Annotated in this window: 24 protein-coding genes and 1 pseudogene; 8 read left to right on the top strand and 17 right to left on the bottom strand. The window is 63.7% G+C overall.

What is annotated here, in order from left to right; all coding sequences use genetic code 11:
* A pseudogene (locus ACZXDY_RS37670) lies at positions 1 to 161 on the top strand (IS630 family transposase); the annotation flags it as partial.
* A 127-nt stretch (positions 162 to 288) separates the two neighbouring features.
* Here ACZXDY_RS37670 and ACZXDY_RS37665 read toward each other — a convergent pair.
* Positions 289 to 1128 (bottom strand): tetratricopeptide repeat protein, encoded by an 840-nt coding sequence (locus ACZXDY_RS37665; RefSeq protein WP_028165610.1) that lies wholly within the window; start codon positions 1126 to 1128, stop codon positions 289 to 291.
* A complete protein-coding gene (gene ilvD, locus ACZXDY_RS37660; protein WP_464349027.1) occupies positions 1115 to 2839 on the bottom strand; it encodes a dihydroxy-acid dehydratase in 1725 nt (574 codons plus the stop codon). The genes ACZXDY_RS37665 and ilvD overlap by 14 nt, the downstream gene beginning before the upstream one ends.
* Before the next feature lie 913 nt (positions 2840 to 3752).
* On the opposite strand from ilvD, the gene ACZXDY_RS37655 reads away from it, so the two are divergent.
* A complete protein-coding gene (locus tag ACZXDY_RS37655; protein ID WP_464349026.1) occupies positions 3753 to 5954 on the top strand; it encodes a lytic transglycosylase domain-containing protein in 2202 nt (733 codons plus the stop codon).
* A gap of 297 nt (positions 5955 to 6251) precedes the next feature.
* Here ACZXDY_RS37655 and ACZXDY_RS37650 read toward each other — a convergent pair whose 3' ends face one another.
* The 10 genes from ACZXDY_RS37650 to adh form a co-directional block, all read right to left on the bottom strand.
* Complete coding sequence (locus ACZXDY_RS37650) at positions 6252 to 7220, bottom strand: tripartite tricarboxylate transporter substrate binding protein BugD (protein ID WP_464349025.1); 969 nt, start codon at positions 7218 to 7220, stop codon at positions 6252 to 6254.
* Between the two features lie 27 nt (positions 7221 to 7247).
* Entirely contained in the window at positions 7248 to 8489 is a 1242-nt protein-coding gene (locus ACZXDY_RS37645) for a threonine synthase (protein ID WP_028167553.1), read from the bottom strand.
* Positions 8490 to 8507: 18 nt separating this feature from the next.
* Positions 8508 to 9929, bottom strand: coding sequence for a dihydrolipoyl dehydrogenase (gene lpdA / locus ACZXDY_RS37640; protein ID WP_464349024.1), 1422 nt, complete (start codon positions 9927 to 9929; stop codon positions 8508 to 8510).
* Entirely contained in the window at positions 9929 to 10114 is a 186-nt protein-coding gene (locus ACZXDY_RS37635; RefSeq protein WP_028167551.1) for a hypothetical protein, read from the bottom strand. Before ACZXDY_RS37635 ends, lpdA begins: the two co-directional genes overlap by 1 nt.
* A gap of 3 nt (positions 10115 to 10117) precedes the next feature.
* Positions 10118 to 11488, bottom strand: a complete 1371-nt coding sequence (locus ACZXDY_RS37630; RefSeq protein WP_464349023.1) for a pyruvate dehydrogenase complex dihydrolipoamide acetyltransferase — start codon at positions 11486 to 11488, stop codon at positions 10118 to 10120.
* Positions 11489 to 11584: 96 nt separating this feature from the next.
* Positions 11585 to 12037, bottom strand: a complete 453-nt coding sequence (locus tag ACZXDY_RS37625) for a nucleoside deaminase (RefSeq protein ID WP_028167549.1) — start codon at positions 12035 to 12037, stop codon at positions 11585 to 11587.
* Positions 12038 to 12039: 2 nt separating this feature from the next.
* Positions 12040 to 12345: a DUF5076 domain-containing protein gene (locus ACZXDY_RS37620; protein WP_028167548.1), complete on the bottom strand. Its 306-nt coding sequence runs from the start codon at positions 12343 to 12345 to the stop codon at positions 12040 to 12042.
* A 3-nt stretch (positions 12346 to 12348) separates the two neighbouring features.
* Positions 12349 to 13749 (bottom strand): pyruvate dehydrogenase complex E1 component subunit beta, encoded by a 1401-nt coding sequence (locus tag ACZXDY_RS37615; RefSeq protein WP_464349022.1) that lies wholly within the window; start codon positions 13747 to 13749, stop codon positions 12349 to 12351.
* A 38-nt stretch (positions 13750 to 13787) separates the two neighbouring features.
* Entirely contained in the window at positions 13788 to 14810 is a 1023-nt protein-coding gene (pdhA, locus tag ACZXDY_RS37610) for a pyruvate dehydrogenase (acetyl-transferring) E1 component subunit alpha (protein WP_028167546.1), read from the bottom strand.
* A 199-nt stretch (positions 14811 to 15009) separates the two neighbouring features.
* Positions 15010 to 16527, bottom strand: a complete 1518-nt coding sequence (gene adh, locus ACZXDY_RS37605; RefSeq protein ID WP_130229882.1) for an aldehyde dehydrogenase — start codon at positions 16525 to 16527, stop codon at positions 15010 to 15012.
* A gap of 319 nt (positions 16528 to 16846) precedes the next feature.
* Between adh and ACZXDY_RS37600 the strand changes: the two genes are divergently transcribed.
* The 6 genes from ACZXDY_RS37600 (at position 16847) to ACZXDY_RS37575 (ending at position 21655) form a co-directional block, all read left to right on the top strand.
* Positions 16847 to 17437, top strand: coding sequence for a helix-turn-helix domain-containing protein (locus tag ACZXDY_RS37600; RefSeq protein WP_063623418.1), 591 nt, complete (start codon positions 16847 to 16849; stop codon positions 17435 to 17437).
* Positions 17438 to 17760: 323 nt separating this feature from the next.
* Positions 17761 to 19065: an MFS transporter gene (locus ACZXDY_RS37595; protein ID WP_464349021.1), complete on the top strand. Its 1305-nt coding sequence runs from the start codon at positions 17761 to 17763 to the stop codon at positions 19063 to 19065.
* A 14-nt stretch (positions 19066 to 19079) separates the two neighbouring features.
* Positions 19080 to 19700, top strand: coding sequence for a DJ-1/PfpI family protein (locus tag ACZXDY_RS37590; protein WP_464349020.1), 621 nt, complete (start codon positions 19080 to 19082; stop codon positions 19698 to 19700).
* 39 nt (positions 19701 to 19739) lie between these two features.
* Positions 19740 to 20129 (top strand): RidA family protein, encoded by a 390-nt coding sequence (locus tag ACZXDY_RS37585; protein ID WP_464349019.1) that lies wholly within the window; start codon positions 19740 to 19742, stop codon positions 20127 to 20129.
* Positions 20130 to 20168: 39 nt separating this feature from the next.
* Positions 20169 to 20717 (top strand): MOSC domain-containing protein, encoded by a 549-nt coding sequence (locus ACZXDY_RS37580; RefSeq protein WP_464349018.1) that lies wholly within the window; start codon positions 20169 to 20171, stop codon positions 20715 to 20717.
* On the top strand, positions 20714 to 21655 hold the full coding sequence (locus tag ACZXDY_RS37575; protein ID WP_464349017.1) for a PDR/VanB family oxidoreductase: 942 nt from the start codon (positions 20714 to 20716) through the stop codon (positions 21653 to 21655). The genes ACZXDY_RS37580 and ACZXDY_RS37575 overlap by 4 nt, the downstream gene beginning before the upstream one ends.
* Positions 21656 to 21814: 159 nt before the next feature.
* Here the strand turns inward: ACZXDY_RS37575 and ACZXDY_RS37570 are convergent, their stop codons facing one another.
* The 5 genes from ACZXDY_RS37570 to ACZXDY_RS37550 all read right to left on the bottom strand — a co-directional run bounded on the left by ACZXDY_RS37570 (position 21815) and on the right by ACZXDY_RS37550 (position 26347).
* Positions 21815 to 22213: a VOC family protein gene (locus ACZXDY_RS37570; RefSeq protein ID WP_028167538.1), complete on the bottom strand. Its 399-nt coding sequence runs from the start codon at positions 22211 to 22213 to the stop codon at positions 21815 to 21817.
* Between the two features lie 423 nt (positions 22214 to 22636).
* Positions 22637 to 24136: a helicase HerA domain-containing protein gene (locus ACZXDY_RS37565; protein WP_464349016.1), complete on the bottom strand. Its 1500-nt coding sequence runs from the start codon at positions 24134 to 24136 to the stop codon at positions 22637 to 22639.
* Between the two features lie 129 nt (positions 24137 to 24265).
* A complete protein-coding gene (locus ACZXDY_RS37560) occupies positions 24266 to 25231 on the bottom strand; it encodes a GAF domain-containing protein (RefSeq protein ID WP_028167536.1) in 966 nt (321 codons plus the stop codon).
* A gap of 202 nt (positions 25232 to 25433) precedes the next feature.
* Positions 25434 to 25751: an FtsB family cell division protein gene (locus tag ACZXDY_RS37555; RefSeq protein WP_028167535.1), complete on the bottom strand. Its 318-nt coding sequence runs from the start codon at positions 25749 to 25751 to the stop codon at positions 25434 to 25436.
* 44 nt (positions 25752 to 25795) lie between these two features.
* Entirely contained in the window at positions 25796 to 26347 is a 552-nt protein-coding gene (locus ACZXDY_RS37550; protein WP_208822762.1) for an NADPH-dependent FMN reductase, read from the bottom strand.
* Between the last annotated feature and the right edge of the window lie 394 nt (positions 26348 to 26741).

Genomic DNA, 26741 nt, shown 5'->3' with positions numbered 1-26741 from the left:
TCGAACAGACTTTCGCCAAGATCAAGCACTGGATGCGCATCGCGCAGAAGCGCACCCTCGAAGACATTTGGCGACACCTCGGCGACCTCGTCACCTCGATCCAGCCTACCGAATGCAGCAACTACTTCGCCAACGCAGGATATGCTTCCATCAAAACGTGAAACGCTCTAACCGGGTGGGGATCCACTCTCTCCACGAATGCCTGCGCCCGCGGCAGACCCCCATCCCAACCTTCCCCCTTTCAGGGGGAAGGAGCACGGATACATCTCAGGGGCTCGGTCTCTCGGCCTAGTCGCGGCGGCCCTGCACCCAGTGCTCGAGCATCTGCAGCGCCATCGCGCGGTCGTCGTCGGAGGCCTTGGCGAACGCGCGGTTATAGCTTTCCTTGATCCACATCTCATCGGGAGCGGCGCTGTCGCGGGCGAGCGTCAGCCACATCAGGCCGCGCGCCCGCTGCGGCGGCAGCCGGTCGCCGTTGAACAGCATCTGTCCGAGCAGCGCCTGGGCCTGGTGCTGGCCCTTCTGGGCGGCAAGCCCGAGCCAGCGCGCGCCATAGCGGAAATCTTCCCGCGAGGCGTCGGGCGTCTTCAGATAGAGCCGGGCGAGGTCATACTGGGCGTCGGCATTGCCGAAATAGGACGCGGCATAGGAGAACATCTCCCGCGCCCGGTCGGTATCCGCCTTGATCTTCGAGTTCGGGATGCCGTTGAGGTAATAGCGCCCCAGCGCCACGAAGGCCTGGGCCACGATCGTCGCCTGCGGCGCCGAGGGACTATCTTCGGCATGCGCATTGGCGATGCGGCTGAAATATTCGAAGGCGCGCAGGTCATCTTGGGCGACACCGTCGCCCTCGGCGTACATCCGCCCGAGCTTCCACTGGGCGACGGGATGGCCGCCCTCTGCGGCAAATTGCAGCGACGAGAAGGAACTCGTGGAATTGGCGGCATTCGCCGTCGGCGGCGGAACCGCGATCCGCTTCAATCCGCCCCCAGCGCTGGGCTGAGGGGAAACCATCGGCAGCGTGGCGTCCGATGGATTGACCGGGGCGCCGTCGAACGCGAATCCAGGGCCCGCCACCGGAATGGCCCCTAAAATCAACGCAATAATCGTACGCTCAAATGTCCGCATAACACTGTTTCTCGTGCGCGCCACCTGGATGGGTGACCGCGCCATCCACCGCAGGCCCGACCTGCTGGGCATACTTCCACAGCGCACCAGATGTGTGGTTAGTCGCGCGAGGGGCCCATTTGGTCTTGCGTTCGGCGAGTTCGGCGGTGCTCAACTTTACGTTAAGAGTCCCGGCCACCGCGTCGATCTCGATGATGTCGCCGTCCTGTAACAGCGCGATCGGTCCGCCGATGGCGGCTTCCGGTCCGACATGACCGATGCAGAAGCCTCTCGTGGCGCCCGAGAACCGGCCGTCGGTGATCAGCGCGATCTTGCCGCCCATGCCCTGCCCGGTCAGCGCTGCCGTCGTTGCCAGCATTTCCCGCATGCCGGGACCGCCCTTCGGTCCCTCATAGCGGATGACGATGACCTCGCCTTCCTTATAGGTCCGCTTCTGGACCGCCTCGAAGGCGTCCTCCTCGCGGTCGAAGCAACGGGCAGGCCCGGTAAACTTCAAGTTCGACATGCCCGCGACCTTCACGATCGCTCCTTCCGGCGCAAGATTACCCTTCAAGCCGACGACACCGCCGGTGACGGTGATCGGCTTGTCCGCCGGACGAACCACGTCCTGATGCGGATTCCATTTCACGCTTTTGAGGTTTTCGGCGATCGTTCGGCCCGTCACGGTCAGGCAATCGCCGTGCAGGTATCCGTTATCGAGCAGCGTCTTCATCAGCAGCGGAATGCCGCCAGCTTCAAACATGTCTTTGGCAACATAACGGCCGCCCGGCTTCAAATCCGCGACGTACGGAGTCTTTTTGAAGATTTCCGCCACGTCGAACAGATCGAACTTGATGCCGCATTCATTGGCGATCGCCGGCAGATGCAGGCCGGCATTGGTCGAACCACCGGAGGCGGCGACCACGGCCGCGGCGTTCTCCAGGGATTTACGGGTGATGATGTCGCGCGGCCGGATGTTCTTGGCGACCAGGTCCATGATCTTCTCGCCGGCGGCGGCGCAGAACGCGTCGCGGATCTCGTAAGGCGCCGGCGCCCCGGCAGAATACGGGAGTGCGAGCCCGATCGCTTCCGACACGGTCGCCATGGTGTTGGCCGTAAACTGGGCACCGCAGGCACCGGCCGACGGACAGGCCACACGCTCGATCTCGTCGAGATCGGCATCCGACATGGCGCCGACCGAGTGCTTGCCGACGGCTTCGAACATGTCCTGGACGGTGACCTGCTGGCCGCGGAAATTGCCTGGAAGAATCGAGCCGCCATAGATGAAGATCGAGGGCACGTTGAGGCGGACCATCGCCATCATCATGCCCGGCAGCGACTTGTCGCAGCCGGCGAGGCCAACCAAGGCGTCGTAGGAGTGACCGCGCACGGTCAGCTCAACCGAGTCGGCGATGCATTCCCTAGATGGCAGCGACGAGCGCATGCCGTCATGGCCCATGGCGATGCCGTCGGTGACGGTGATGGTGCAGAATTCGCGCGGGGTGCCGCCGGCGGAGGCCACGCCCTTCTTCACCGCCTGGGCCTGGCGCATCAGCGAGATGTTGCACGGCGCGGCTTCGTTCCAGCAGGTGGCCACGCCGACGAACGGCTGGTGGATCTGCTCGGTGGTGAGCCCCATGGCATAGAGATACGAACGATGCGGGGCGCGCTCGGGACCCTCCGTCACGTGGCGGCTTGGCAGTCTGTTCTTGAGCTTGGTCTTGGCGTCCATCGCGAACCCAGTTTCCCTAGCCATCTCTGCCTTGACCCGGGAAATGGTGATCATCCCATCGCTTCGCGAGTGCCGTGGCTTTAGCCTTACAAAGCATCATTTCATGCAGGGGTGTGGCTAAAAAGCGGCGGGTGCAAGACCCGGCCAATTAAACGGTTAAATCTTAGAGAACTGTTGCCTCATCGCAACAAACGTTGCCCCTTAGCAACCATTTGGACGGGTTCCGGGCGCCTAGCAGGCGTTTTTAGGGCGCGCGAAAACCCAACACGGAAGACCGTCATCGCGAAGGCCGGGTTTCGCTCGGTTCGACTCACGCTGCGATTCTCGCTTCGGAAAGCGGCTGTTCATAGCCACCAGAGGTTGACGTGACGCTATCCAGCCGCCCGCCCGCTTGGCGCATCGCGGGCACCTGTAGTTGCGGTCCATGCTGAAGCCTGCGGTCATCGTCCGCCACCGGGCCGGCCGAACGGCCGCCCGATCACAGGCTCCGGCGGACGATCCAGTATTCGACGGAAGACAGTGTGCTTGCGTCCGGATGCCGCGGATTACTGGATGCCCGCCTTCGCGGGCATGACGCGGAAGTGAGAATGCGAGGTCCCGCCCTCGCGTGGCGATCTGCCCGAGGTTACACCTCGCTTCACCTCTCTTTGGCCAAGATTATCGGCTGAGTTCGCGCCGTTCGCGTCTGTTCGGTGGGAAACATCATACGACAAACGCGACCATTGGCAGATGCGAAGTTCCATCTCGATCAATCCGCAATTCAACCGCGGTTAGAGTTCCATTCCCTTCAGCGTTTTTTGCGCTCTGTGGCCTGAGCGCGACAGTTGTGAATCGACGCTGTGATAACCTTAGGTCACTCAAGCCGCACGGTTTGCGACTTGGTTTGTCTAATGGTTCGCAGGGGGACCATGGAATGAACCAGTGCTTACGTTCGCTGTCTTGTCTCCTCACGGTGGCTGTGCTCGCGCTGTTCTCGACGGATGCGACGGCGCGCTCGAGCCACAAGCAAGCGCACATCAAGAAGACGAGCGACGCGAAGGCGTCGAAGGCGCGCAACCAGCGTGACGCCGCAGGCGGAAAACGCGGACGTGGCAAGCACGCCGATGCGCGCCGCAAGTCGAAGCAATCGAAGGATGCATCTTCGAAGGAAGCTACTGCGCCGACGCCGGCACTGTCGGGCGATCTCGCGCTGGTGAAAGACGGGATCGATCTGGCGCGCAAGGCGAAGACGGAAGAGGCGACCGCCACCAGAGACAAGATCACCGACCCGGCGGGCCAGAAGCTGGTCGAATGGTACATCCTGCGCCACACGGAGACGACGGCGAATTTCAGCCGGTATGCGGCGTTCATGGCCGCCAATCCGGATTGGCCGAGCATGGCGCTATTGCGCCGCAAGGCCGAGGGGCGGCTGTGGCAGGAGCGCAGCGATGCGGCCACAGTTCATCGCTTCACCCGCGATCGGCCCACCAGTTCCAAGGGCAAATTCGCGCTGGCGCGTGTGCTCCTGACCGAAGGCGACCGCGATGGTGCTGCGCGTCTGGTGAGCGACGCCTGGCGCTCGGAGGAATTGTCGGATCGGCTGGAAGGCGACGCGTACGAGGTGTTCGGTGATCTCCTCACCCGCGAGGATCACCGCGCGCGCATGGACAAGCGGATCGGCGCCAAGGATCTTGCCGGCGCCAAGCGTGCGGCACAACGGCTCGGCAGCGACGAGCTTGCGATCGTGAAGGCGTGCGGCGCGGTGGCCGCGAAATCGAGCAAGGCGCTCGACCAGCTCAATGATGTCGCAACCGAGGCCCGCAAGGATCTCGGCTACACGCTTTGCCGCCTGCAGTGGCTGCTCGGCGAGAACCGCGTTGATGACGCGGCGGACCTGGTGCTATCGGCCGCGCCCGAGGCCATGGCGCTGCAGGACACCGATCAATGGTGGCGCGAGCGGCGCTCGCTGGCCCGCAAGCTGCTCGATCAGGGCAAGTTCCAGGCCGCATACCAGGTTGTCGCCGCCGCCGCGCTGCCGGCCAACGAATATTACCGCGCTGATTTCCACTCCACGTGCGGCTGGATCGCCTTGCGCTATCTCGACGATCCCGTGACGGCGGCGACGCACTTCGCGCGCATCGACGAAGGCGCGGCCAATCCGATTGTGCTGGCGCGCGCCAACTACTGGCGCGGACGCGCCGCCGAAGCGCTTGGAGAAAAGGACGCGATGCGCGCCAGCTTTGAGGCCGCCGCGCGCTACCCGACCGCCTATTACGGACAGCTCGCGCGCGCCAGGCTGGGCCTTGACGCAATCGAGCTGCGGACGCCCTCGCCGGCCCCTGCCTCCGACGATATGGCGGCCGCAGACGAGCGCGTACGCGCCGCCGATATGCTCTACCAGATTGGCGAACGCGACGTGGCGCTGTATTTCGCCACCGATCTCGGCGAGCAGAGCACCGACGTCGCCACGCTTAACGCGCTCGGCGAGCTTACGGCCCGTCGCAACGACGCGGCCGCCATGCTGCAACTCGGCAAATCGGCGCTCGGGCGCGGCCTTGCGCTCGAGCGCTATGCCTTCCCAACCATCGGGATCCCCAACCACACTCAGGTCGCGCCCGAGGTCGAGCGCAGCGTAATCTATTCGGTGGCGCGCACCGAGAGCGCGTTCGACCAGCGCGACAAGTCGCCGGCCAATGCCGTCGGCCTGATGCAGGTGACGCCCGAAGCCGGCCGTGACACCGCCAAGCGCTTCGGCGTGACCTATGATTGGGACCGGATGGTTTCCGATCCCGTCTACAACACCCAGATGGGCGCGGCCGAACTCAGCGCCCTGCTCGCGGATTACAAGGGTTGTCACATCATGACCTTCGCCGGCTACAACGCCGGCCGCGGCCGCGTGCGCGACTGGGTGAAAGCCTATGGCGACCCGCGCGATCCGAACGTGGATCCGGTCGATTGGGTCGAGCGCATCCCGATCTCCGAGACGCGCAACTATGTGCAGCGCGTGATGGAGAACTTGCTGGTCTACCGCGCGCGCTTTGGCAGCGGCACGGCGGTGGCAACGAAGGCCGATCAGCGCGTGGTTACGCAGGAAACAAACGCCGCGGCGACCGCGCCGGCAGGCGCGGCGCAGTGATTCCCTTGCGGGGCTCGCACTGTACCAGCCCCTCATGGTGAGGAGCGCCAACGGGTCCGCGCAAGGCGCGGCCCGATGACAGGCTCCGCGCGTCTCGAACCATGAGGCCCCGATCTCGCCTGCGGTCATCCTTCGAGACGCCTGCTTCGCAGGCTCCTCAGGATGAGGATCTCACATGCGGCAGGCCGCGAGCTTCGTAGCCCGGGTGGAGCGTCAGCGTAACCCGGGGCCGCTCGTACACGTGGATAGAGCTGTCCCGGGTTGCGCTTCGCTTCACCCGGGCTACCGACTACAATCTCAATCCACCTTGACGTCGGCGTCCTTGATCATCGGCCACCATTTTGCGATCTCGGCCTTCTGCCAGGCGCCGAGGGCTTCGGGCGTGAGCTGATTCTTCGGCGGCATGCGCAGGCCGAGGTTTTCGAGCTGTTTTACGACCACGGGATCGTTCAGCGCCTCCACCGCGGCAGCATTCAGCTTGGCGACAATCTCCTTCGGCGTGCCCTTGGGCACCCAAAGGCCGGACCACAGCGTCATGTGGAAGCCGGGCAGACCGGCTTCATCGGTGGTTGGGACCTCGGCCGCAGAGTCGACGCGCCTGTCGTCGGTGACGGCATAGGCGCGGATGGTGCCGGCGCGGACCTGGTTGATCGAGTTGGAGGTCTGATCGATCATGATGTCGATCTGCCCCGCAACGAGATCGTTCAACGCCGGCGCGGTGCCGCGATACGGCACATATTGCAATTTGATGCCGGAGACGGTCTCGAAATAGAGCCCGGCGATGTGGCTGCCGGAGCCGGCGCCCGCAGTGCCGGCGGTCGGCGGCGATGGACGCGACTTCAGCCAGGCCAACAATTCGCTCAGCGATTTGGCGGGGATCGCATTCTTGCTGACGATGATCATCGGGTTGCTCGGCAGCAGCACCACCGGATCGAGATCGGCGACGAGGTCATAGCCGAGCTTGTAGACGGCGCCGTTGGCGACATGCGTGCCGAGATGGCCGAACGAGATCGTGTAGCCGTCCGCCGGCGAGCGTACTGCGCGGCCGACGCCGATCGAGCCGCCCGCTCCCGTGACGTTCTCGATCAGGAGCGTCTCTCCTAGCGAGGCCTTCATCCGCTCGGCGAGGATACGCGCCATCGCATCCGACGGCCCGCCGGCGGAGAACGGCACGATGATAGTGATCGGATGCGAAGGATAGTTCTGGGCGACGGCGGCGCCGCACCATGTCAACACCGCAAGGAACGCCAAGACTACCTTTCGCATCGCCTACTCCATTCGAAAATGTCCGGCTTAGAATTGCGCGAAGTCGATCGGCTTGAAACGATCGAGCGTGCGCGTGACCGGCGGCAGCGGATATTTAAGGCCCGTGGCGCAATTGAACAGCATCACGCGATCGCTTTTGGTGACGCGTCCGTCGGCGAGGCTTTGCTTGTAGGCGGCATAAGTGGCCGCGCCCTCGGGGCACAGCAACAGCCCCTCCTCCCGCGCGACTTCGCTCAGCGCAGCAGAAATCTTCTCGTCATCGACCGCGATGGCGAAACCTTTGCTCTCGCGGACCGCACGCAGGATCAGAAAATCTCCGATCGCCTGCGGCACGCGGATGCCGGAAGCGATGGTGTGCGCGTCTTCCCAGCGCGTCGCATGCTCGGTGCCTGCTTCAAAAGCGCGCACCATCGGGGCGCAGCCGGAAGCCTGCACCGCGACCATGCGCGGGCGCTTGCTGCCGATGAAGCCGATCGCCTCCAGTTCGGCAAAGGCCTTCCACATGCCGATCAGGCCGGTGCCGCCGCCAGTCGGATAGAAGATCACGTCGGGCACGTCCCAGCCGAGTTGTTCGGCGAGTTCGAGCCCCATCGTCTTCTTGCCCTCGATCCGGTACGGCTCCTTCAAGGTCGAGGTATCGAACCAGCCGACCTTGGCCTTGCCCTCGCCGACGATCTTGCCGCAATCATCGATCAGGCCGTTGACGCGGTAGACGGTGGCGCCCTGCAGCTCGATCTCGCTGACATTCACCTCCGGCGTGTCAGCCGGGCAGAAGATCGTGGTCTTGATGCCGCAGGCGGTGGCGTAAGCGGCGAGCGCGGCACCGGCATTGCCGTTGGTTGGCATCGCCATGTGCTTGATGCCGAGCGCCTTGCCCATCGACACCGCCATGACGAGGCCGCGCGCCTTGAACGAGCCGGTCGGCAGCCGCCCCTCGTCCTTGACGATGATCTCGCCGCCGCCGAGCCTGGCGCCGAGTTTCGGCAGCCGGATCAACGGCGTCGTCACCTCGCCGAGGCTGACGATGTCTTTGCATTGGCGCACCGGCAACAATTCGCGATAGCGCCACATGTCGGCGGGACGCTGCTTCAGCGCATCCTTGCTCAGCGCCTTCTTCACGCCCTCGAGGTCATAGCGCACCAAGAGCGGCTTGCCGGCCTTGGAGAGGTTGTGCACCTGGTCGGCGGGATAGTGATCCCCCTCCATCGCGCATTCGAGATGGGTGACGAAGGTCGGGCGTTCGATGGTGAGATTGTCGTTGTCTTTCACGGTTCGCCGTCCCTCTCGTTACATGTTGAGGACGCGCCCGTAGGCGTCCAGCACCGCTTCCTTCATCATCTCCGACAGTGTCGGATGCGGGAAGATGGTGTGCATCAGCTCTTCTTCTGTCGTCTCGAGGTTCATCGCGATCACATAGCCCTGGATCAGCTCGGTGACCTCTGCGCCGACCATGTGCGCGCCGAGGAGCTGGCCGGTCTTCTTGTCGAAGATCACCTTGACCATGCCCTGGTCCTCGCCGAGCGCGATCGCCTTGCCGTTGCCGACGAACGGGAAGCGGCCGACGCGGATGTCGCGGCCGGCTTCCTTGGCCTTGGCCTCGGTCATGCCGACGGATGCGACCTGCGGATAGCAATAGGTGCAGCCCGGGATCATGTTCTTGTCCATCGGGTGCGGATGCAGGCCCTTGATCGCCTCGACGCAGATGATGCCTTCATGCTCGGCCTTGTGCGCGAGCATCGGGGGACCAGCGACGTCGCCGATCGCATAGATGCCGGGGACGTTGGTCCGGCAGAAGCCATCGATCGCGATGATGCCGCGCTCGGCCTTCACGCCGAGCTTCTCCAGCCCGATGCCTTCGACATTGCCGACCACGCCGACGGCGGAGATCACGCGGTCGAACTCCATGGTCTGCGGCTTGCCCTTGCCGTCGTCGATGGTCGCGACCACGCTGTCGCTCTTCTTGTCGAGCTTTGTCACCTTTGTGTTGGTGAAGATCTTGATGCCCTGCTTCTCGAACGCCTTGTGCGCGAATTTCGCGATTTCGGTATCTTCGACCGGCAGGATCTGCGGCAGCACTTCGACGACCGTGACCTCTGCGCCGAGCGTGCGATAGAACGAGGCGAACTCGATGCCGATCGCGCCGGAGCCGATCACAAGCAGTGATTTCGGCATCTTGTCGGGGACCATCGCTTCGAAATAGGTCCAGACCAGCTTCTTGTCGGGCTCGAGTCCCGGCAGTACGCGCGGCCGCGCGCCGGTCGCGATGATGATGTGTTTTGCCTGGTAGGTGCCCTCGCCGAGCGCGCCCTTCGGCGCCTCGACGGAAGACTTCTTGACCGTCAGCTTGCCTGGCGCATCGATCGTCGCTTCGCCCCAGATCGTCGTGACCTTGTTCTTGCGGAACAGGAAGCCGACGCCATCGTTCAGCCGCTTCACCACATTGCGCGAGCGCTGCACCACCGCCTTCGGATCGAACGAGATGTTCTCCGCCGAGAGGCCGTAATCCTTGGCGTGCTGCATCAGATGATAGACTTCCGCCGAGCGCAGCAGCGCCTTGGTCGGGATGCAGCCCCAATTGTTGCAGATGCCGCCGAGATAGGCCTTCTCCACCACAGCGGTCTTGAAGCCGAGCTGCGCGGCGCGAATCGCGGTGACGTAGCCGCCGGGGCCAGCGCCGATGATGATAACGTCGAAGGAAGTGTCAGCCATCACAAATCCGATCTAGCCAGAGCAACCAGGAATCCGGTCCATCCAAGCGCAAGCAGCCCGGCGCCGCCCAGCATGATCCGGAACTGGGTGGTCGATGCCAGATCACGGGCGCGGACGATCAGCGCAGCAATCGCCAGCGCTATTGCGAGAACATAGGGACCATAGAGCAATGCGTTGGAGGTCACGCATCACACCATCATCATGACGGGGTTTTCGATGAGCTGCTTGAAGGCACCGATCAGCTCGGCGCCGAGAGCGCCGTCGATCGCGCGATGGTCGCAGGAGAGCGTCACGCTCATGATGCTGGCGATCTCGATCTTGCCGTTCCGCACCACGGGGCGCTCCTCGCTGGCGCCGACGGCCAGGATCGTCGCATGCGGCGGGTTGATCACGGCGGTGAAGTGGTTGATGCCGTACATGCCGAGGTTGGAGACTGCCGTGGTGCCGCCCTGATATTCCTCCGGCTTCAATTTCCGCGAGCGGGCTCGGGCGGCGAAATCCTTCATCTCGCCGGAGATGACCGACAGCGTCTTGGTCTCCGCTTTCCGGATGATCGGCGTGATCAGGCCGCCCGGCATCGCTACCGCAACGCCGACGTCGGAATGCTTGTGCTTGACCATGCCGCCTTCGGTCCAGCTCACATTGCAGTTCGGTATCTTCTGCAGCGCGACCGCCATCGCCTTGATCACGAAGTCATTGACCGAGAGCTTGTAGAGCGGCTTCTTGTCGGCGTCCTTCGGCGCAGCGGCGTTGATCTCCTCGCGGGCGGTGAGCAGCTTGCCGATGTCGCAGTCGATCGTCAGATAGAAATGCGGGATCTGCTGGATCGACGCGGTGAGGCGCTGCGCGATGGTGCGGCGCATGCCGTCATGCGGCACGATCTCATACGAACCCGGTTCGAACAGCGCGAGGATCTGCTGGTCCGACATCGACGGCGCGATGGACGGCGTCGTGCTGGGCGCGGCCGGCGGCGCCTTCAGGCCCTTGCCGGACCTCGCCTCCTCGACGTCGCGCGCGACGATGCGGCCGTGCGGGCCGCTGCCGTTGATACGCCCGAGCTCGATGCCGGCTTCCTTGGCAAGGCGTCGTGCCAGCGGTGACGAGAAGATGCGGGCGTGACCGTTGCCCCGGGGCGCCGGTGCTGCCGCTTGCGGCGCTGGTGCCGGTGCTGCCGCAGGCGCAGCAGCTTTCGGTGCCGGCGCTGGTTGGGCGGGAGCCGGCGCTGGCGCCGGTGCCGGAGCGGGCTTTGCGGCAGGCGCCTCAGCGGCTTTCGGCGGCGCAGCTCCGGCGCCGCTCGCGGCCGCCTTCACGTCCTCGCCGTCGCCGGCGAGCACCGCGATCACGTCATTGACCGGAACGTCCTGCGTGCCTTCAGGCACCAGGATCTTGGCGATGGTCCCCTCGTCGACCGCCTCGACTTCCATCGTCGCCTTGTCGGTCTCGATCTCCGCGATCACGTCGCCGGACTTGACCTTGTCGCCCTCCTTCTTGAGCCATTTGGCCAGATTGCCCTTCTCCATGGTTGGCGACAGCGCGGGCATCAGGATGTTGATGGGCATGGTGACCTCACAAAGCTAACTTTTGCATGGCGGCTTCCGTCGCGTGAGGAAACCAGCCGGAATCGTTTGGGCGGTTCGGTATGGGCAGAGGACGCCTCAATTGCCGATATCGCCCTGCCAGGTGCGCTCGTTGGCGGGATCCGAGCGCCAGTTCTTCATCATGTCGATCGACCTCGTGTCGGCGAGATCGATGAAGGGGATACCGAATTGCGTCAGGATGTCCTTGCTGCCCGGGAACGTCACGGACTCCCCGATGACCAGCAGCTTCAGCTTGAACAATCCGATCGCACCGGCGCACATCGAGCATGGCGACAGCGTCGTGTACATGACCGTATCATGGAACGAGATCAGGCCGGCGTCGCGCAGGCACGACATCTCGCCGTGCAGGATGACGTTCTTCTCCTGCATCCGCCGGTTATGGCCGCGCGCGACGATCTTGTTGTCGCGCGTCAGCACCGCGCCGATCGGCAAACCGCCCTCGGAGATGCCGATCTCCGCCTCGCGGATCGCCTCCGCCATGAAGTCGTAGTGGTATTGCTCGACGGTCACGATCAATGCCCCTGTTTCGATCGCGGCGTGGTGCTGCCCGGATCGGTCGGCCGCGCGACCTCAGCCTGGAACATGTCGATGATGCGAGCGAGCGCCTCTTCCTCGGTGTACTCGCTCTCGCGCGCATAGGCGCGTGCGGCATGACGGGCGATGTCGACCAGCATCAGGCCCCACATATCCGGCTCCTCGAAGGCGCGCTGGAAGGCGATCGAAAGCCCGCCGTCGACGACAAAGGCGCGCAGCACCTCGATCGCGTCGTCGCGACCCATCACGTCAGGCGGTAGCGGCTGTTCCTGCGGGCCCGTCATGCGTCACCGGTAACAAACGGCCTTGGCGGCTTCCACCACCTCGGCGACCGAAGGCAAGGCCATCTTCTCCAGATTGGCTGCGTAGGGCATCGGCACGTCCTTGCCGGATACGCGCGTGACCGGCGCATCCAGATAATCGAAAGCATGCTCCATGATGCGGGCGGCAACCTCGGCGCCGACGCCGCTCTGCTGCCACCCCTCCTCGACCGTCACCGCGCGGCCGGTCTTCTGGATCGATGCGACGATGGTCTCGGTGTCCATCGGCCGCAGCGTGCGCAGGTCGACCACCTCGGCCTCGATGTCTTCCTTGGCGAGTTCGTCGGCCGCCTTCAGCGAATAGGTCATGCCGTTGGACCAGGAGATGATGGTGACGTGCTGGCCCTTCCGCGCGACCCGCGCCTTGCCGATCGGCACGATATAGTCGTCGAGCTTCGGCACCTCGCCGGAATGGCCGTACAGCACCTCGTTCTCGAGGAAGATCACCGGATTGGGATCGCGGATAGCGGCCTTGAGCAGGCCCTTGTAGTCGGCGGCGGAGAACGGCGCGACCACCTTCAGGCCCGGGATGTGCGAGTACCAGGACGAATAGTCCTGGCTGTGCTGCGCGGCGACCCGGGCGGCGGCGCCGTTTGGCCCGCGGAACACGATCGAGCAGCCCATCTGGCCGCCGGACATATAGAGCGTCTTGGCGGCGGAGTTGATGAGCTGGTCCATCGCCTGCATGGCAAAGTTGAAGGTCATGAACTCGACGATCGGCTTCAGGCCCGCCATCGCCGCGCCGACGCCGATGCCGGCAAAGCCATGCTCGGTGATCGGCGTATCGATCACGCGCCTCGCGCCGAACTCCTGGAGCAGTCCTTGGCTCACCTTGTAGGCGCCCTGATATTCGGCGACCTCTTCGCCCATCAGAAAGACATCAGGATCGCGCCGCATCTCCTCCGCCATCGCGTCGCGTAGCGCTTCGCGGATGGTCTGGGTGATCATCTCGGTGCCGGCGGGCACCTCCGCCTCGGGCTCGCTGACCGCCTTCGGTGCGGCCGGCACTTTCTCTTCTGCCTTGGGCGCAGGCGCTTCGGCCTTGGCCTGCGCCGGGGGCGCCGACTCGGCGGCCTTCTCCTGCTTGGCAGGGCTGGCGGCCTTGGCGAGATCGACGGCACTTTCGCCGTCGGCCAGGATGGTCGCGATCGGCGTGTTGACGGCGACGTCGGCGGTGCCCTCCGGGATCAGGATCTTGCCGAGCGTGCCCTCATCGGTGGCCTCGACCTCCATGGTGGCTTTGTCGGTCTCGATCTCGGCGATGACGTCACCCGACTTGATCGGCTCGCCTTCCTTTTTCAGCCATTTGGCGAGGTTGCCCTTCTCCATCGTGGGCGACAGCGCAGGCATGAGAACTTGAATGGGCATATCGGCTCCCGGATAACTCTTTCGTTTTCAGTCTGCGCTTAGCGGTAGACGTCGGTGTAGAGCTCGGACGGATCGGGCTCGGGATCGTGCTGGGCGAAGTCGGCAGCGGCATTGACGATATCGCGCACCTCGGCATCGATCGACTTCAAGTCCTGCTCGCTGACATCGGCGGCGAGCAGACGGTTGCGGACCTGCTCGATCGGGTCTTGGTCATGGCGGACCTTCTCCACCTCCTCGCGGGTCCGGTACTTGGCCGGATCGGACATCGAGTGGCCGCGATAGCGGTAGGTCTGCATTTCCAGGATATAGGGGCCCTTGCCGGCGCGGCACCAGGCGACCGCCTCCTCGCCTGCCGCCTTCACCGCGCGCACGTCCATGCCGTCGACCTGCCGGCCCGGGATGTTGAAGGAGATGCCGCGCTTGGAGAAATCGGTCTGCGCCGAGGAGCGCGTCACCGAGGTGCCCATGGCATAGCGATTGTTCTCGATGATGTAGACTACCGGCAGCTTCCACAGCTCGGCCATGTTGAAGCTTTCATAGACCTGGCCCTGGTTGGCGGCGCCGTCGCCGAAATAGGCCAGACTCACGAAATCGTTTTCCCGGTAACGGTTGGCGAAGGCGAGCCCGGTGCCGAGCGAGACCTGCGCGCCGACGATGCCGTGGCCGCCGTAGAAATGCTCGGCCACGCTGAACATGTGCATGGAGCCGCCCTTGCCCTTGGAATAGCCGCCGCGGCGTCCGGTCAGCTCGGCCATCACGCCCTTGGCATCCATGCCGCAGGCCAGCATGTGCCCGTGGTCCCGGTAGCCCGTTATGACCTGGTCACCCTTCTTCAGGGTCATCTGCATGCCGACGACGACGGCCTCCTGGCCGATATAGAGATGGCAGAAGCCGCCGATCGCGCCCATGCCGTAGAGCTGGCCGGCCTTCTCCTCGAAGCGCCGAATCAGCAGCATGTCGCGCAGCGCCTTGAGTTCCTGCTCCTTGGTGAATTCCGGCGGGGAGCCGTCCCCCTTCTCCTGCCCTGAGTCCTTCGTGACGCTTTTCTTGGGTGCGGCCATGGCATTTCCGGATGAGAGGGATGATTTGGCCCTCTCTATCCCAACTCAAACGGCCGTGGAAGGATTGCGTGATGTCGCACAGCAATTGCTATGCCGCAGTGCAGCGTGAATCAAAATATTGCTAGCGATTGCGTTTGTTCGGAATTTCATTGCGTGATGACGGCGCGGGCGGACCTCGCGCCGTCATCACGCCGCGGAATTAGAAGAAGCCGAGCTTCTTGGGGCTGTAGCTGACCAGGAGATTCTTCGTCTGCTGGTAGTGGTCGAGCATCATCTTGTGGGTCTCGCGGCCGATGCCCGACTGCTTGTAGCCGCCGAACGCCGCGTGCGCCGGATAGGCGTGGTAGCAGTTGGTCCAGACGCGGCCGGCCTGGATCGCCCGCCCGAAGCGGTAGCAGCGATTGGCATCGCGGCTCCAGACGCCGGCGCCGAGGCCGTAGAGCGTGTCGTTGGCGATGGCGAGCGCCTCCTCATCGGTCTTGAACGTGGTGACCGACACGACCGGTCCAAAAATCTCCTCCTGGAAGATCCGCATCCGGTTGTTGCCCTCGAACACGGTGGGCTGGACATAGAAGCCGCCTTCGAGATCGCCGCCAAGCATGGCCCGCGCACCGCCGGTCAGGAGCTTGGCCCCTTCCTTGTTGCCGATATCGATGTAGGAAAGAATCTTCTCGAGCTGCTCGTTCGAGGCCTGGGCGCCGATCATGGTGGCGGGATTGCGCGGGTCGCCCTGCTCGATCGCCGCAACGCGCTTCAGCGCCTTCTCCATGAAGCGCTCATAGATATCTTCCTGCACCAACGCGCGGCTCGGGCAGGTGCAGACCTCGCCCTGGTTCAGCGCGAACATCACAAAGCCCTCGATCGCCTTGTCGAGGAAATCGTCATCTTCCGCCGCCACGTCCTTGAAGAAGATGTTCGGTGACTTGCCGCCGAGCTCGAGCGTGACCGGGATCAGGTTCTGGCTGGCATACTGCATGATCAGCCGGCCTGTCGTGGTTTCGCCCGTGAAGGCGATCTTGGCGATCCGCGGGCTCGACGCCAGCGGCTTGCCAGCCTCTAACCCGAAGCCGTTGACGATGTTGAGCACGCCGGCAGGCAGCAGGTCGGCAATGAGCTCGATCCACACCATGATTGAGGCCGGGGTCTGCTCGGCGGGCTTCAACACCACGCAATTGCCGGCGGCCAGCGCAGGCGCCAGCTTCCAGCACGCCATCAGAAGCGGGAAGTTCCACGGGATGATCTGGCCGACCACGCCAAGCGGCTCGTGAAAGTGATAGGCCACCGTGTCGTGGTCGATCTCGGCGAGGCTCCCCTCCTGCCCGCGCACGACGCCGGCGAAGTAGCGGAAATGATCGATCGCGAGCGGCACGTCGGCAGCGCGGGTCTCGCGGATCGGCTTGCCGTTGTCCCAGGTCTCGGCGATCGCGAGCCGCTCCAGGTTCTCCTCCATGCGGTCGGCGATCCGGTTGAGGATGTTGGCCCGCTCCGCGACGCTGGAGCGTCCCCAGGCGTCCTTGGCGGCATGTGCGGCATCGAGCGCGAGCTCGATGTCCTGCGCATCCGAGCGCGCGATCTTGCAGACCACCTTGCCGGTCACCGGCGAGGCGTTGTCGAAATACTTGCCCGCGCGCGGCGCGACCCATTTGCCGCCGATGAAATTGTCGTACCGCTCCGCGAACGGGTTCGTCGATGTCGTGAGGAATTCAGGCTTGTTCATGCTTCACTCCCGCTGTTGTTTGATTGCTGACCATCGCCGGCTCATGCCGCGCGACGGCAGGAAAAACATGTCGGGCGGAAGCAAGCATGTCAGCGGGGTGACATCAGAACACGGCACCGACCTGTCGCAGATTTGCGACACTCGCAGCGGAGGGACCGCCGCGTTTCATTCTGGAGGACGACAGGGCTGCGTGAGCTTCCAGAAACTTCTCTCGAAGCGCAGATAAACTACAAGGACAGCGACTGCCCCCATCCAACCTCCAGATTGCCCTTACCACTCTGAATCCGTAAGAGTAGTGCTCATCAAAAGGATTACCGGTTTGAGCACTTTAGATCCCAGTGACAGTTCTCAGCTTTCGGTTCTCGCCGAAGAGATTCGTCATTTCCGGAAGAAGAACAACTTCTCGCTCGAACAGCTCGCCGAGGCATCCGGTGTCAGCCGCTCCATGATCTCCAAGATCGAGCGCTGCGAGACGGTTCCCTCCACCGTGATCCTGTCCAAGCTGGCGGAAGCGCTGGGCGTCACGTTCTCGCAACTGATGGCGCCCGCGGTCGAACGCGAGATCGTTCATATCCCGGCCGCCCGCCAGCCGATCCTGAGGGACGAGGAATCCGGCTTCCTGCGGCGGTGTATTTCTCCCGTGCTTCCCGGGCGCGGGATCGACTGGGTGCTCAACACGCTACCGCCGGAAGCGGACACCGGAAACTTCGTGGCCCATCGCCGGGGCGTGGAGGAGTACATCTTCGTGCTGCGCGGACGGATGCGGGTCTCGATCGGCGATCAGCGCGTCAATCTCAATCAGGGGGATTCCCTTTATTTCCAGGCGGATGCCGACCATTCATTCCTCAATCTCGGCAAGACGCCGTGCGAGTATTTCCTCGTGATCGACACCGCGAAGGTACGATCGTGATCCACTGAAGTGGAAACTAATCTTCTATCCGCGACGTGACCTACTGTGACCGGTGCCGCGGCCGGAGCCGTTTTTTCAGTCACTTCGGTCAATTGATGGGCGTCGGCGCGCGGTCGCAGGCGCCTTGCCGCAATCGCATGCAGTGCCGAATTTGCGGGCTTTTTTGAGCGCCAGCAGCTTCCAAATTCATCAAAGCATTCGAGCTTGCGAAAAAGCTCAGCGTTTTCGGCGGAAGAATTCCGGCACACCGCTTGCATCCACTACTTTGGAAAAACCTCTCATAAACGGGAAATGTGTTCCCGGGGTTTTTTGAGGAGTTGGAAATGAGCATTGCTGCGACCATATCTGACACCCGAACGGCTGGCTCCAAGATGCGATCGATCGTGATTGCGAGCAGCGTCGGCACCATCATTGAGTGGTATGACTTCCTGATCTATGCGACCGCTGCGGCGCTCGTGTTCAATAAGGCGTTCTTTCCGACCATTGATCCGCTGACGGGAACGCTTGCCGCGCTCGGCACTTACGCCGTCGGCTTTGTGGCCCGCCCGCTAGGCGGCGCGCTGTTCGGGCACTTCGGCGACCGGATGGGACGCAAGTCGATGCTCGTGCTCACGATGTTCATCATGGGCCTCAGCACGTTCTGCATCGGATTACTGCCGAACTACGCCTCCATCGGTGTGCTCGCCCCCATCCTCCTGATCCTGCTGCGCATCATTCAAGGCATCGGCCTTGGCGGCGAGTGGGGCGGCGCCTCGCTGATGGTCATCGAGCATTCGCCCGCCGACAAGCGCGGCTTCTACGGCAGCTTCGTGCAGATCGGTTTTCCCATCGGCCTGGTGCTGGCGACGCTGGTGTTTGCGCTAGCGACGAAGCTTCCCGAGGCGGACTTCCAGGCGTGGGGCTGGCGCATTCCGTTCCTGGCCAGCGTCCTGCTGCTCGCGCTAGGTACGTTCATCCGCTCGCGGGTTCCGGAGACGCCGGTCTTCGAGAAGATGAAGGCCACCGACTCGTTCTCGAAGAACCCGTTCGGCGAGGCTCTCGGCAAAAACTTCAAGACATTCCTCATCGCCGTCGGCCTGAAGCTGTCCGAAGTGTCCTGGGTCTATATGCTCACGGTGTTCGTGGTCGTGTACGCCACAACGACACTGGCGCTGCCCAAGCAGATGATGCTCGATGCGGTGATGTATGCCGCATTGTTCGAGCTGATCACGCTGCCTCTGTTCGGCTGGCTGTCGGACAAGATCGGTCGCCGCGTGTTCTTCATGCTCGGCGCAGTGTTCACCATCGCTTTCGCGTTTCCCCTGTTCTGGATGCTGGAAACCAAGAGCCTCGCCATGGTGACGCTAGCCATCATCATCGCCATGAACTTCGGGCACGGCATGATGTTCGGGCTGGAATCCACCTACTTCCCCGAACTGTTCGGGCCGAAGGTTCGCTACAGTGGCGCCTCGTTCGGATTTCAGGCGGCAGCCGCAATCGGCGGCGGATTCTCGCCGATCATTGCTACGGCGCTGGTCGGTTACTTCGGCGGCACCACGGGCGTCTCGGTGATGATGATCGGCATCGCGATCCTGACGCTGTGGGCGGCCTTTGCCGCGCGGGAAACCAAGGATGAAACTATCGGCTGAAGCGGAAAAACTCCATGCTGTTTGGCATCTTCATCTACGACGGCGTCGAGCCGATTGATCTCGCAACTTTCGGCGTGCTGTCCATGGCACGCCGAATCGCCCCTCACATCCGCATCTGCACCATTGCGCCGAAGGCGGGGATCATCAGACTGTCCAACGGTCTCGATGTCATCGCCCAGTTCGGCATCGACGATGCGCCGGTGTGCGATGCCGTCATCGTGACCGGCGGTCCGGGGTGGGAGCAGCAGGCCGCGTCGGAGGCAACGCTCGACTATGTCAGGCGCGTCCATGCCTCGACGCGGGTGGCCTCCGTGTGTACGGGCGGCATGATCCTCGCGGCCAGCGGCGTGCTCGACGGCATCGCCGCCACCACGAAACGCGCGGTCGTGCCGCCGGAAGTGTCACCGCTCCTGCGGATGCGCGGCGCGTATCCGCAGATCGACGTGCAGGAAGCTCCCATTATCGACAGCGGTGCGGTGGTGACGGGCGGAGGCGTGTCGCTCTGCATCGACACCACACTGCACATCATCCAGCGCATGCTGGGTGAAGCCGTCGCCAGCGAAACCGCGCGCATCATCGAATATCAGCGCGCGCGCAACGCCAACATGAACCGCGAGGAATTTCTCGCGGGATAGACCCCGACTCGAACGTCAGAAAAAGAAAGCGGAGACCACATGACCACCAAATTTCTCGTCAGCACCGACAAGGCCGCGCCCGCTGCGGGTCCGTACTCGCAGGCCGTGCGCACCGAGCAGTTCGTGTTTGCGTCCGGGCAGCTCCCGATCGATCCTGCAAGCGGGACGATTCCGGAAGGTATCGAACGGCAGACGCGCCAGTCGCTGGCCAATTTGTCCGCGGTGCTGGAAGCAGGCGGCGCATCCTTCGAGAGCGTCGTCAAGACCACAGTGTTCCTGAAGAACATGGGCGACTTCGTCGTGATGAACGGGATCTACGCCGAGTTCTTCAGCAATGCGCCGCCGGCGCGCTCGACCATCGAGGTCGCGCGGCTGCCGAAGGATGCGTTGGTGGAAGTCGAGGCCATTGCGCTACGCACGAAAGTATGAGCCATGAACATGCATTCGCCAGAGCGGCCGCCGCCAAAAATGATCGAGGCGTTCGCGCATCCCGCAGGTTCGGTCGCCATCACCAAAGACGGCGGCGCCACGCAATGGCGCGGCGTCCTGCTGCACATCCACGTCGCGCCAAGCGCCAGCTACGAGATGGAAGAGCTTGCCGAAGCGGAATGCGTGGCCGGGCGGGGAATCGTCGGCGACCGCTACTATAACGGTCTCGGCACCTATTCGCCGAAGCCCGATGTGCGCGAGGTCACGCTGATCGAGCAGGAAGCGCTGGATGCGCTCTCCCGCAACGATCCTCCGTTGCAACAGGGGCCGATCGCGCTGGAGCCGCGCGACCACCGCCGCAATCTGACAGTGAAGGGCGTGCCGCTGAACCATCTCGTCGGGCGGCGCTTTCGCGTCGGCGACGTGATCCTGCGCGGCGGGCGGCTGAACTTTCCGTGCAAGTACCTGGAAGAGCTTTTGGGTCTGCCGCTCTTCCTCCCGCTCTACAATCGCTCCGGACTGAACTGTGGCATCGAGCGAGGCGGCATCATCCGCCCAGGCGACGAGATCGAGTTGTTAAGCCCATGACAGCACGTTTGATCATGAAGCTGCGTGTCGAGAAGCTGAGCTTCTCGACACCGGACGTTGTTCACCTGAAGCTCGTTCATCCCCTGCGGCCCGCTCTGCCTGAATGGAGCGCGGGTGCCCATGTGGATATGCGCCTGCCCGACGGGCGCGTGCGGCAATACTCCTTGTGTGGCGATCCGGCCGACACCGCGCGCTACGAGATCGCCATCAAACGGGAGGCGAACGGCCGTGGCGGCTCGGTGTGGGCGCACCAGACACTGAGAGAGGGCTGCGAGGTCCACATCTCCGCGCCGCGCAACAATCTTCCTCTAACGCCGGACGGCGAACGCTATGTCCTGATCGCGGGCGGGATCGGCATCACGCCGTTGCTCGCGATGGCGCGCAGCCTGAAGCAGTGGGGCAAGGCATTTACCCTCTACTATTGTGCGAGGTCGCCGTCCGAGGCGCCGCTGCTCGCTGAACTGGTGCAGGTCTGCGGCGATGATCTGCAATGCTGGTTCTCTAAACACGGCGAACGGTTCGATCCGGCGGTGATCGGTCCGCCCAGTCCCGGCACCCACGTCTACATCTGTGGGCCGCAACGGCTGCTTGATGCCGTGCAGTCGTCGCTGTCGGAATGGTCCGAGGAGCAGATTCACTGCGAACATTTCCAGATGACGGTAGACGAGAACTTCAAGCCCGAGCCGTTCGAAGCCACCGTGGCGTCCACCGGGCAGCGGATTCTGGTGCCTGCGGACAAGTCGTTGCTCGATGTGCTGCGCGAGCATGATTTCCCGCTGCCGTCGTCTTGCGAGATGGGCGTCTGCGGCTCCTGCGAATGTGGCTATCGCGACGGTATTGTCCTGCATCGCGACAAGGTGTTGCCGACGTCGAAGCGGCAGGACCGGCTGATGCTATGCGTCTCGCGCGCTCGGGTGAGTGTAACATTGGAGCTGTAGTGAAGGTTCCTTCATTTCACGCGCATCAAAGGAGCCCGACGTCACCAAAACCGGCTCGAACACCTGCCGCCGACGACAGATCGGGTATGACATGCGCTAGGCTTCGCCGCTTCCGACCCGTAGCCGATATGTGAGGCCGCGCCGTTGACGTTGCCGCCCTCACCTTCCGTCGACCATTTCAACGAGCTGAATGAGATTGCCACATGTATCATCGAAGACAGCCATTCTGACGGCGCCAGCATCCATCGGCTGTACCGTGAATTCGACACCAAGCTGGCGCAACCGCTCGAACTCCTTCTGAAGATCATCCACCTTGAAGGAAGCTGCAGGAATCCCATCGTTCACGAGCGCAGATTTGTATGGCCTAACGGCAGGGTGCTCACTCGGCTCAAGCAGGAGTTCGGTTCCTTCCGGCGCCTCCTTCGACACAACGGTCAACCAGCGATGATCGCCGCCGAGCGGGATATCGTGCTTGACGATGAAGCCCAGCTTCTCCGTGTAGAAATCCAGGGCCTTGGCCTGATCGTCAACGAAGACGCTCATGACATAGATCCTCATGTTCCACTCCCTTTTTCAGATGCTTGTTGAGCCAGGCATCGGCTGCTTTCCGCAGAGGCGCAGTGTCGAAGCTATGCATCTTGGTGCGCCCGCTCCAATGCGTCTGGACCAGCCTAGCCCGCTCCAGCATGTCGAGGTGCTGCGAGATCGTTTGTCGCGAAAGGCTTCTGCCATCCTCTGCGACCGACGAAGCGCAGATCTCAAACAAGGCTGCCCGGGACGCTTCGCCAAGCGATCAAGGATGCGGCGACGCACGGGGTCGCCGAGCGCCTTGAAGACATTGTCGAGTTGGGCGTCGTCCACCCAGATCAACATGCAGTAATTTTACTGCATTTCAAGTTGCGCGTCGCAACGGAGCGGCGACCATATGTCTCCGAGTGATGCGATGACGCGCGCGGCCTGAAGAGCTTCCGCTTCAGCCCCTTAACTGCAACCCTGCTCCGCCGGCACCTCCTCGGCATTCGGGTCGCCCGGGGCTGTCGCCCAGGCCAGTTCGACCAGTGTCACGATCCTTCGACCTGCGCCGTCAAGCTGGCAGACGATCAGGCCCTGATCCTCGATATAGGTCAGCAGGCGCTGGGCGCGGCGGAGCGAGTGCGAGCCATAGGCGCGCGCGATCGCTGCATCGCTGGGGCACGGCCAGCCCTCCTTCGCCGCGCGAGCGATCATCATGAAGACGCCCTGCATGCCCTCCGGCAAAATGGAGGCGCGAAGCGAGACATCCTGCCATGCGTCATCCTCGACCAGATCGGAGCCGAGCCCGGCACGGGCGCGCGTCAGCATGCGGCGGAAGTCATTCAGATCCGGCACGGCCGAACCGAGGCCTTCGATCCGGCAGCGGACCACGAACTCCTGATAGAGCACGCCGATGGCGCGGAAGCCCGCATCGGGCTCTGCCAGGACCGCGCTCAGGATCCGGTCCACCTGCTCGCGCCGCTCGGCCAGCTCCTCGTCGCTGATTGGCAGCTCGATCGCCTCGGGGCTGATATCCGGGACCGCGGACTTCGCCGCCCTGAGTTGCTCGAGAAGATCCGGCGCCGGCCGGCGCTGCGGCCGGCCAGCCTCGGGCGGCGGTGCCGCCAGGATCACGGCGCGCGCATCTTCCAGCGTCGCTTCCGGCAGCGGCAGCAGGCGCGGCGTCGCATTGCGCGCGTGGGTATCCGTCGCGCCAATGCGCAGCCCCAGCGGACGGCGGGACAGTGCCGGACCCAGCGCCATGAATTGTCCTCGCTCCAGGTCCCGGAAGGCCTCCGCCTGCCGCCGCTCCATGCCGAGAAGATCGGCGGCACGCGCCATGTCGATATCAAGGAAAGTCCGGCCCATGAGGAAATTGGAGGCCTCGGCCGCGACGTTCTTGGCGAGCTTGGCAAGTCGCTGGGTCGCGATGATCCCCGCAAGCCCACGTTTGCGGCCACGGCACATGAGGTTGGTCATGGCGCCGAGCGAGAGCTTGCGCGCTTCGTCCGACACTTCCCCGGCGATCGCCGGCGCGAAGAGCTGCGCCTCATCCACCACCACAAGCATCGGGTACCAGTGGTCGCGCTCGACGTCGAACAGTCCGCCGAGGAAGGCGGCGGCGCGGCGCATCTGGTTCTCTGCGTCCAGTCCCTCCAGATTGAGTACCGTGGAGACGCGATGGATGCGCGCCCGCTCGCCGGCAACCTGCAGGCCGCGCTCGGTATGGTCCTCGGCATCGATCACGAGGTGACCGAAACGATCGGCCAGCGTCACGAAGTCGCCTTCGGGGTCGATGATGGCCTGCTGCACCCAGGCGGCACTCTGTTCGAGCAGCCGACGCAGCAGATGGGATTTGCCGGAGCCTGAATTGCCCTGCACCAAGAGGCGGGTCGCCAGCAATTCCTCGAGATCCAGAACAGCCGGGGCGCCGGCTGTCGTGTGCCCCATCTCGATCGCAACGGTCATGTCCCGACTCAAACTCTCCTTGCGGAGAGGGGCTTATCAACCTGATCACAGCCCGTCGAGCGCCACACGGCCAATCATCCCGTGTTCCACACAGCGTCCACCGCCAGCGCCGAATCGCGCGGTTCCGCCTTAATGCCCCTTGAGGTCGAAGCGCTTCAGCTTACGGTGCAAGGTTGCGCGGCTGACGCCGAGCGCCTTCGCCGCCGCCGAGACATTGCCCTGTGCCCGCGCCAGCGCCCGCTGCAGGGCCGCGCGCTGCGCGTCGCCGAGGTGCTCGCAGCGCCCTGCCCGGCCATCGAGCAGGTCGGCGGCCGGAACCGGCCGGAGGGCGCGGTCGGGCGGGATACCCAAGGCGAGCCGCGCCGAACGCGTGGCGCCGATCACGAGGTCGTCGCTGTCGATCGCGAGCAAGCCGCCGCCATGGGCCTCGGTCGGCGGCGTCAGCACGATCCGGGCATTCGCAAAGGCGTTGCGGAACAGCTCGGCCTCGATCCGCCGCGCCGCTTCGCCCGCCGCGAGCGCAATCAGGCTGGCAAAGGCATCAGTGCGGTCGGCGCGGCACGAGGACACATCGAGCACGCCGACGAGCCTTGCATGCTCGTCATAGATCGGGGCCGCGGTGCAGCTCAGCAGCGTGTTGCGGGTGAAGAAATGCTGTTCGCGGTCAATGGTCAGAACGCGCTGCTCGATCAGGCAGGTGCCGATCCCATTGGTACCCTCATGCTCCTCGTTCCAGATCGCCCCCGTCCACAAGCCCCACTCCTCGAAGGTGGAATCATCAGCCGCATGCCCGCGCCGTTCCAGCGGAATACCATCGTGATTGGCGAGCAGCACGCAACAGCCGGCGGCGCCCACCGCCTGGTACAGCCGATCCATGCTGGCTTGCGCCGCGCGCAATAGCGGCGCGATGCGCTCCCGCGCCTGTTGGAACTCAGCCTCGGTCAGCCGTTGCGGCGGCCGTGTGCCGGCGGGATCAAGCTGATGCAATCGGGAAGACCGTCGCCATGACGCCACCAGCGCGGATCGCGCGGCCTGGCCGGATTCGATCGCGGCCTCGACACGCGCCGCATGATGAGCGAGCTTGAGCTCCTTCATCCCGCTGATACTCCTCCCTTAACCCAATAATATAGGGCCTGCGGACCATGGCTTGCTTGACCTTCGTCAAAGTCAGCCACGGTAGGAGCTGGACCGCCATCGCGGGGCTCGCCGGCGTTTGATGCGTTCTTTGTTACCCCGATTGGGGCCACTGCGCTCGAAACGCTTCTACTACTCTACGGCAATTGGAACGGCTCGACAATTAATTCGATTTGCTGATCCGCACCAGGTCGCGCGGGCTGGCATAGTCGAGCTGGAAGCGGGCGCGCTCGTCCAGCATGTCGGGATCAAGGCTCTCGGACCGGAGCAACGCGACACGCTTCTCACCCTCAGCGCGCTCCTTCTTCAGCCGCTGCAACTCGGAGGTCAGCGCGATGATCTCCTGGTCGAGCTCCTGCCGCGCGTTCAGGCCGTATTTGCCGGTATAGGCATTGACGCCGAAATAGCCGATCATCAGGGCCGCCATCGTGTAGAGGGCGAGCCCGGTCAGGATCGACTTGAGGCGCGTGCGGGAGACCATGCCGCAGCTTGGGACGCCGCGGTTAATGGACCCCTAAAACGAAATCACTTGTTGTGCTTTTCAACGTGGGCCGCGAACGCGTCGATGTACTGCTGCAGCACCTGCCGCAGCGCGTCCTTGGTGACCTCGCCATTGGCGTCGAAGGCGTCGCCGATCGCATTCAGATAGATCTCCGGCTGCTGCAGGATCGGGCCCGTAATCCCCGGAAGAATGTTCTGCAGGTGCTTGGCGGCCGACACGCCGCCGAGCGGTCCTGGCGAATTGCTGATGATGCCGACCGGCTTGCCGTTGAACGAGCTCTTGCCATAGGGGCGCGAGCCGACATCAATGGCGTTCTTCAGCACGCCCGGGATCGAGCGATTGTATTCCGGCGTCACGAACAGGATGCCGTTCGACTGCTGCAGCTTCTCCCGGAACGCCAGCCAGTCGGCCGGAGGGTTGGCCTCCAGGTCCTGGTTGAAGAAGGAAATGCCGGCTGGCGTGATGACGTCGAGCTTCAGCGAGGACGGCGCAAGCTTGGCAAGCGCGCGAGCGATCTTCAGCGAGAAGCTCTCCTTGCGCAGGCTGCCTGCGATGGTGACGACGGTGTAGGCCATGTGGTTTCCCTTTGATCGAGGAGTTCGACGGGGGACTTAAGCCGCCACGCCGAAAAGAATGCAAGTGCATGGAACATGCAATTGCGGAAACACAGCGTTCGCGGAAATGAGCCTGGCGGGAAATGTGGCGCCCGTAGCCCGGGTGGAGCGGAACGCGCAACCCGGGCTAAGGGCTGTTCGATGATTTGGCCCGAACCTCTCCCCGCGTCGTCCCGGGCTTGACCCGGGACCTATAACCACAGGGGATTGTTGTTGCGCGAGCAAGCAGTGATAGCGGAGCGCACCACGAACGCCTGTGGTTATGGGTCCCTGCTTTCGCACTAGGGCATGCACAGATGTGGTGCGGTGCGGCGGATTGACTCGGGGCGGGTGTGAGGGATTCCAGAATCGGGAA

Source organism: Bradyrhizobium sp. LeoB3, assembly GCF_055456055.1.
This window is presented reverse-complemented; position numbering and strand designations above follow the sequence as displayed.

Excerpts from the sequence above, each read along its gene's own strand:
- ACZXDY_RS37665 (WP_028165610.1), bottom strand. The coding sequence starts at position 1,128 with ATGCGGACATTTGAGCGTACGATTATTGCGTTGATTTTAGGGGCCATT.
- ilvD (WP_464349027.1), bottom strand. The coding sequence starts at position 2,839 with ATGGACGCCAAGACCAAGCTCAAGAACAGACTGCCAAGCCGCCACGTG.
- ACZXDY_RS37655 (WP_464349026.1), top strand. The coding sequence starts at position 3,753 with ATGAACCAGTGCTTACGTTCGCTGTCTTGTCTCCTCACGGTGGCTGTG.
- ACZXDY_RS37650 (WP_464349025.1), bottom strand. The coding sequence starts at position 7,220 with ATGCGAAAGGTAGTCTTGGCGTTCCTTGCGGTGTTGACATGGTGCGGC.
- lpdA (WP_464349024.1), bottom strand. The coding sequence starts at position 9,929 with ATGGCTGACACTTCCTTCGACGTTATCATCATCGGCGCTGGCCCCGGC.
- ACZXDY_RS37630 (WP_464349023.1), bottom strand. The coding sequence starts at position 11,488 with ATGCCCATCAACATCCTGATGCCCGCGCTGTCGCCAACCATGGAGAAG.
- ACZXDY_RS37620 (WP_028167548.1), bottom strand. The coding sequence starts at position 12,345 with ATGACGGGCCCGCAGGAACAGCCGCTACCGCCTGACGTGATGGGTCGC.
- ACZXDY_RS37615 (WP_464349022.1), bottom strand. The coding sequence starts at position 13,749 with ATGCCCATTCAAGTTCTCATGCCTGCGCTGTCGCCCACGATGGAGAAG.
- pdhA (WP_028167546.1), bottom strand. The coding sequence starts at position 14,810 with ATGGCCGCACCCAAGAAAAGCGTCACGAAGGACTCAGGGCAGGAGAAG.
- adh (WP_130229882.1), bottom strand. The coding sequence starts at position 16,527 with ATGAACAAGCCTGAATTCCTCACGACATCGACGAACCCGTTCGCGGAG.
- ACZXDY_RS37595 (WP_464349021.1), top strand. The coding sequence starts at position 17,761 with ATGAGCATTGCTGCGACCATATCTGACACCCGAACGGCTGGCTCCAAG.
- ACZXDY_RS37590 (WP_464349020.1), top strand. The coding sequence starts at position 19,080 with ATGCTGTTTGGCATCTTCATCTACGACGGCGTCGAGCCGATTGATCTC.
- ACZXDY_RS37585 (WP_464349019.1), top strand. The coding sequence starts at position 19,740 with ATGACCACCAAATTTCTCGTCAGCACCGACAAGGCCGCGCCCGCTGCG.
- ACZXDY_RS37580 (WP_464349018.1), top strand. The coding sequence starts at position 20,169 with ATGATCGAGGCGTTCGCGCATCCCGCAGGTTCGGTCGCCATCACCAAA.
- ACZXDY_RS37575 (WP_464349017.1), top strand. The coding sequence starts at position 20,714 with ATGACAGCACGTTTGATCATGAAGCTGCGTGTCGAGAAGCTGAGCTTC.
- ACZXDY_RS37570 (WP_028167538.1), bottom strand. The coding sequence starts at position 22,213 with ATGAGGATCTATGTCATGAGCGTCTTCGTTGACGATCAGGCCAAGGCC.
- ACZXDY_RS37565 (WP_464349016.1), bottom strand. The coding sequence starts at position 24,136 with ATGACCGTTGCGATCGAGATGGGGCACACGACAGCCGGCGCCCCGGCT.
- ACZXDY_RS37560 (WP_028167536.1), bottom strand. The coding sequence starts at position 25,231 with ATGAAGGAGCTCAAGCTCGCTCATCATGCGGCGCGTGTCGAGGCCGCG.
- ACZXDY_RS37555 (WP_028167535.1), bottom strand. The coding sequence starts at position 25,751 with ATGGTCTCCCGCACGCGCCTCAAGTCGATCCTGACCGGGCTCGCCCTC.
- ACZXDY_RS37550 (WP_208822762.1), bottom strand. The coding sequence starts at position 26,347 with ATGGCCTACACCGTCGTCACCATCGCAGGCAGCCTGCGCAAGGAGAGC.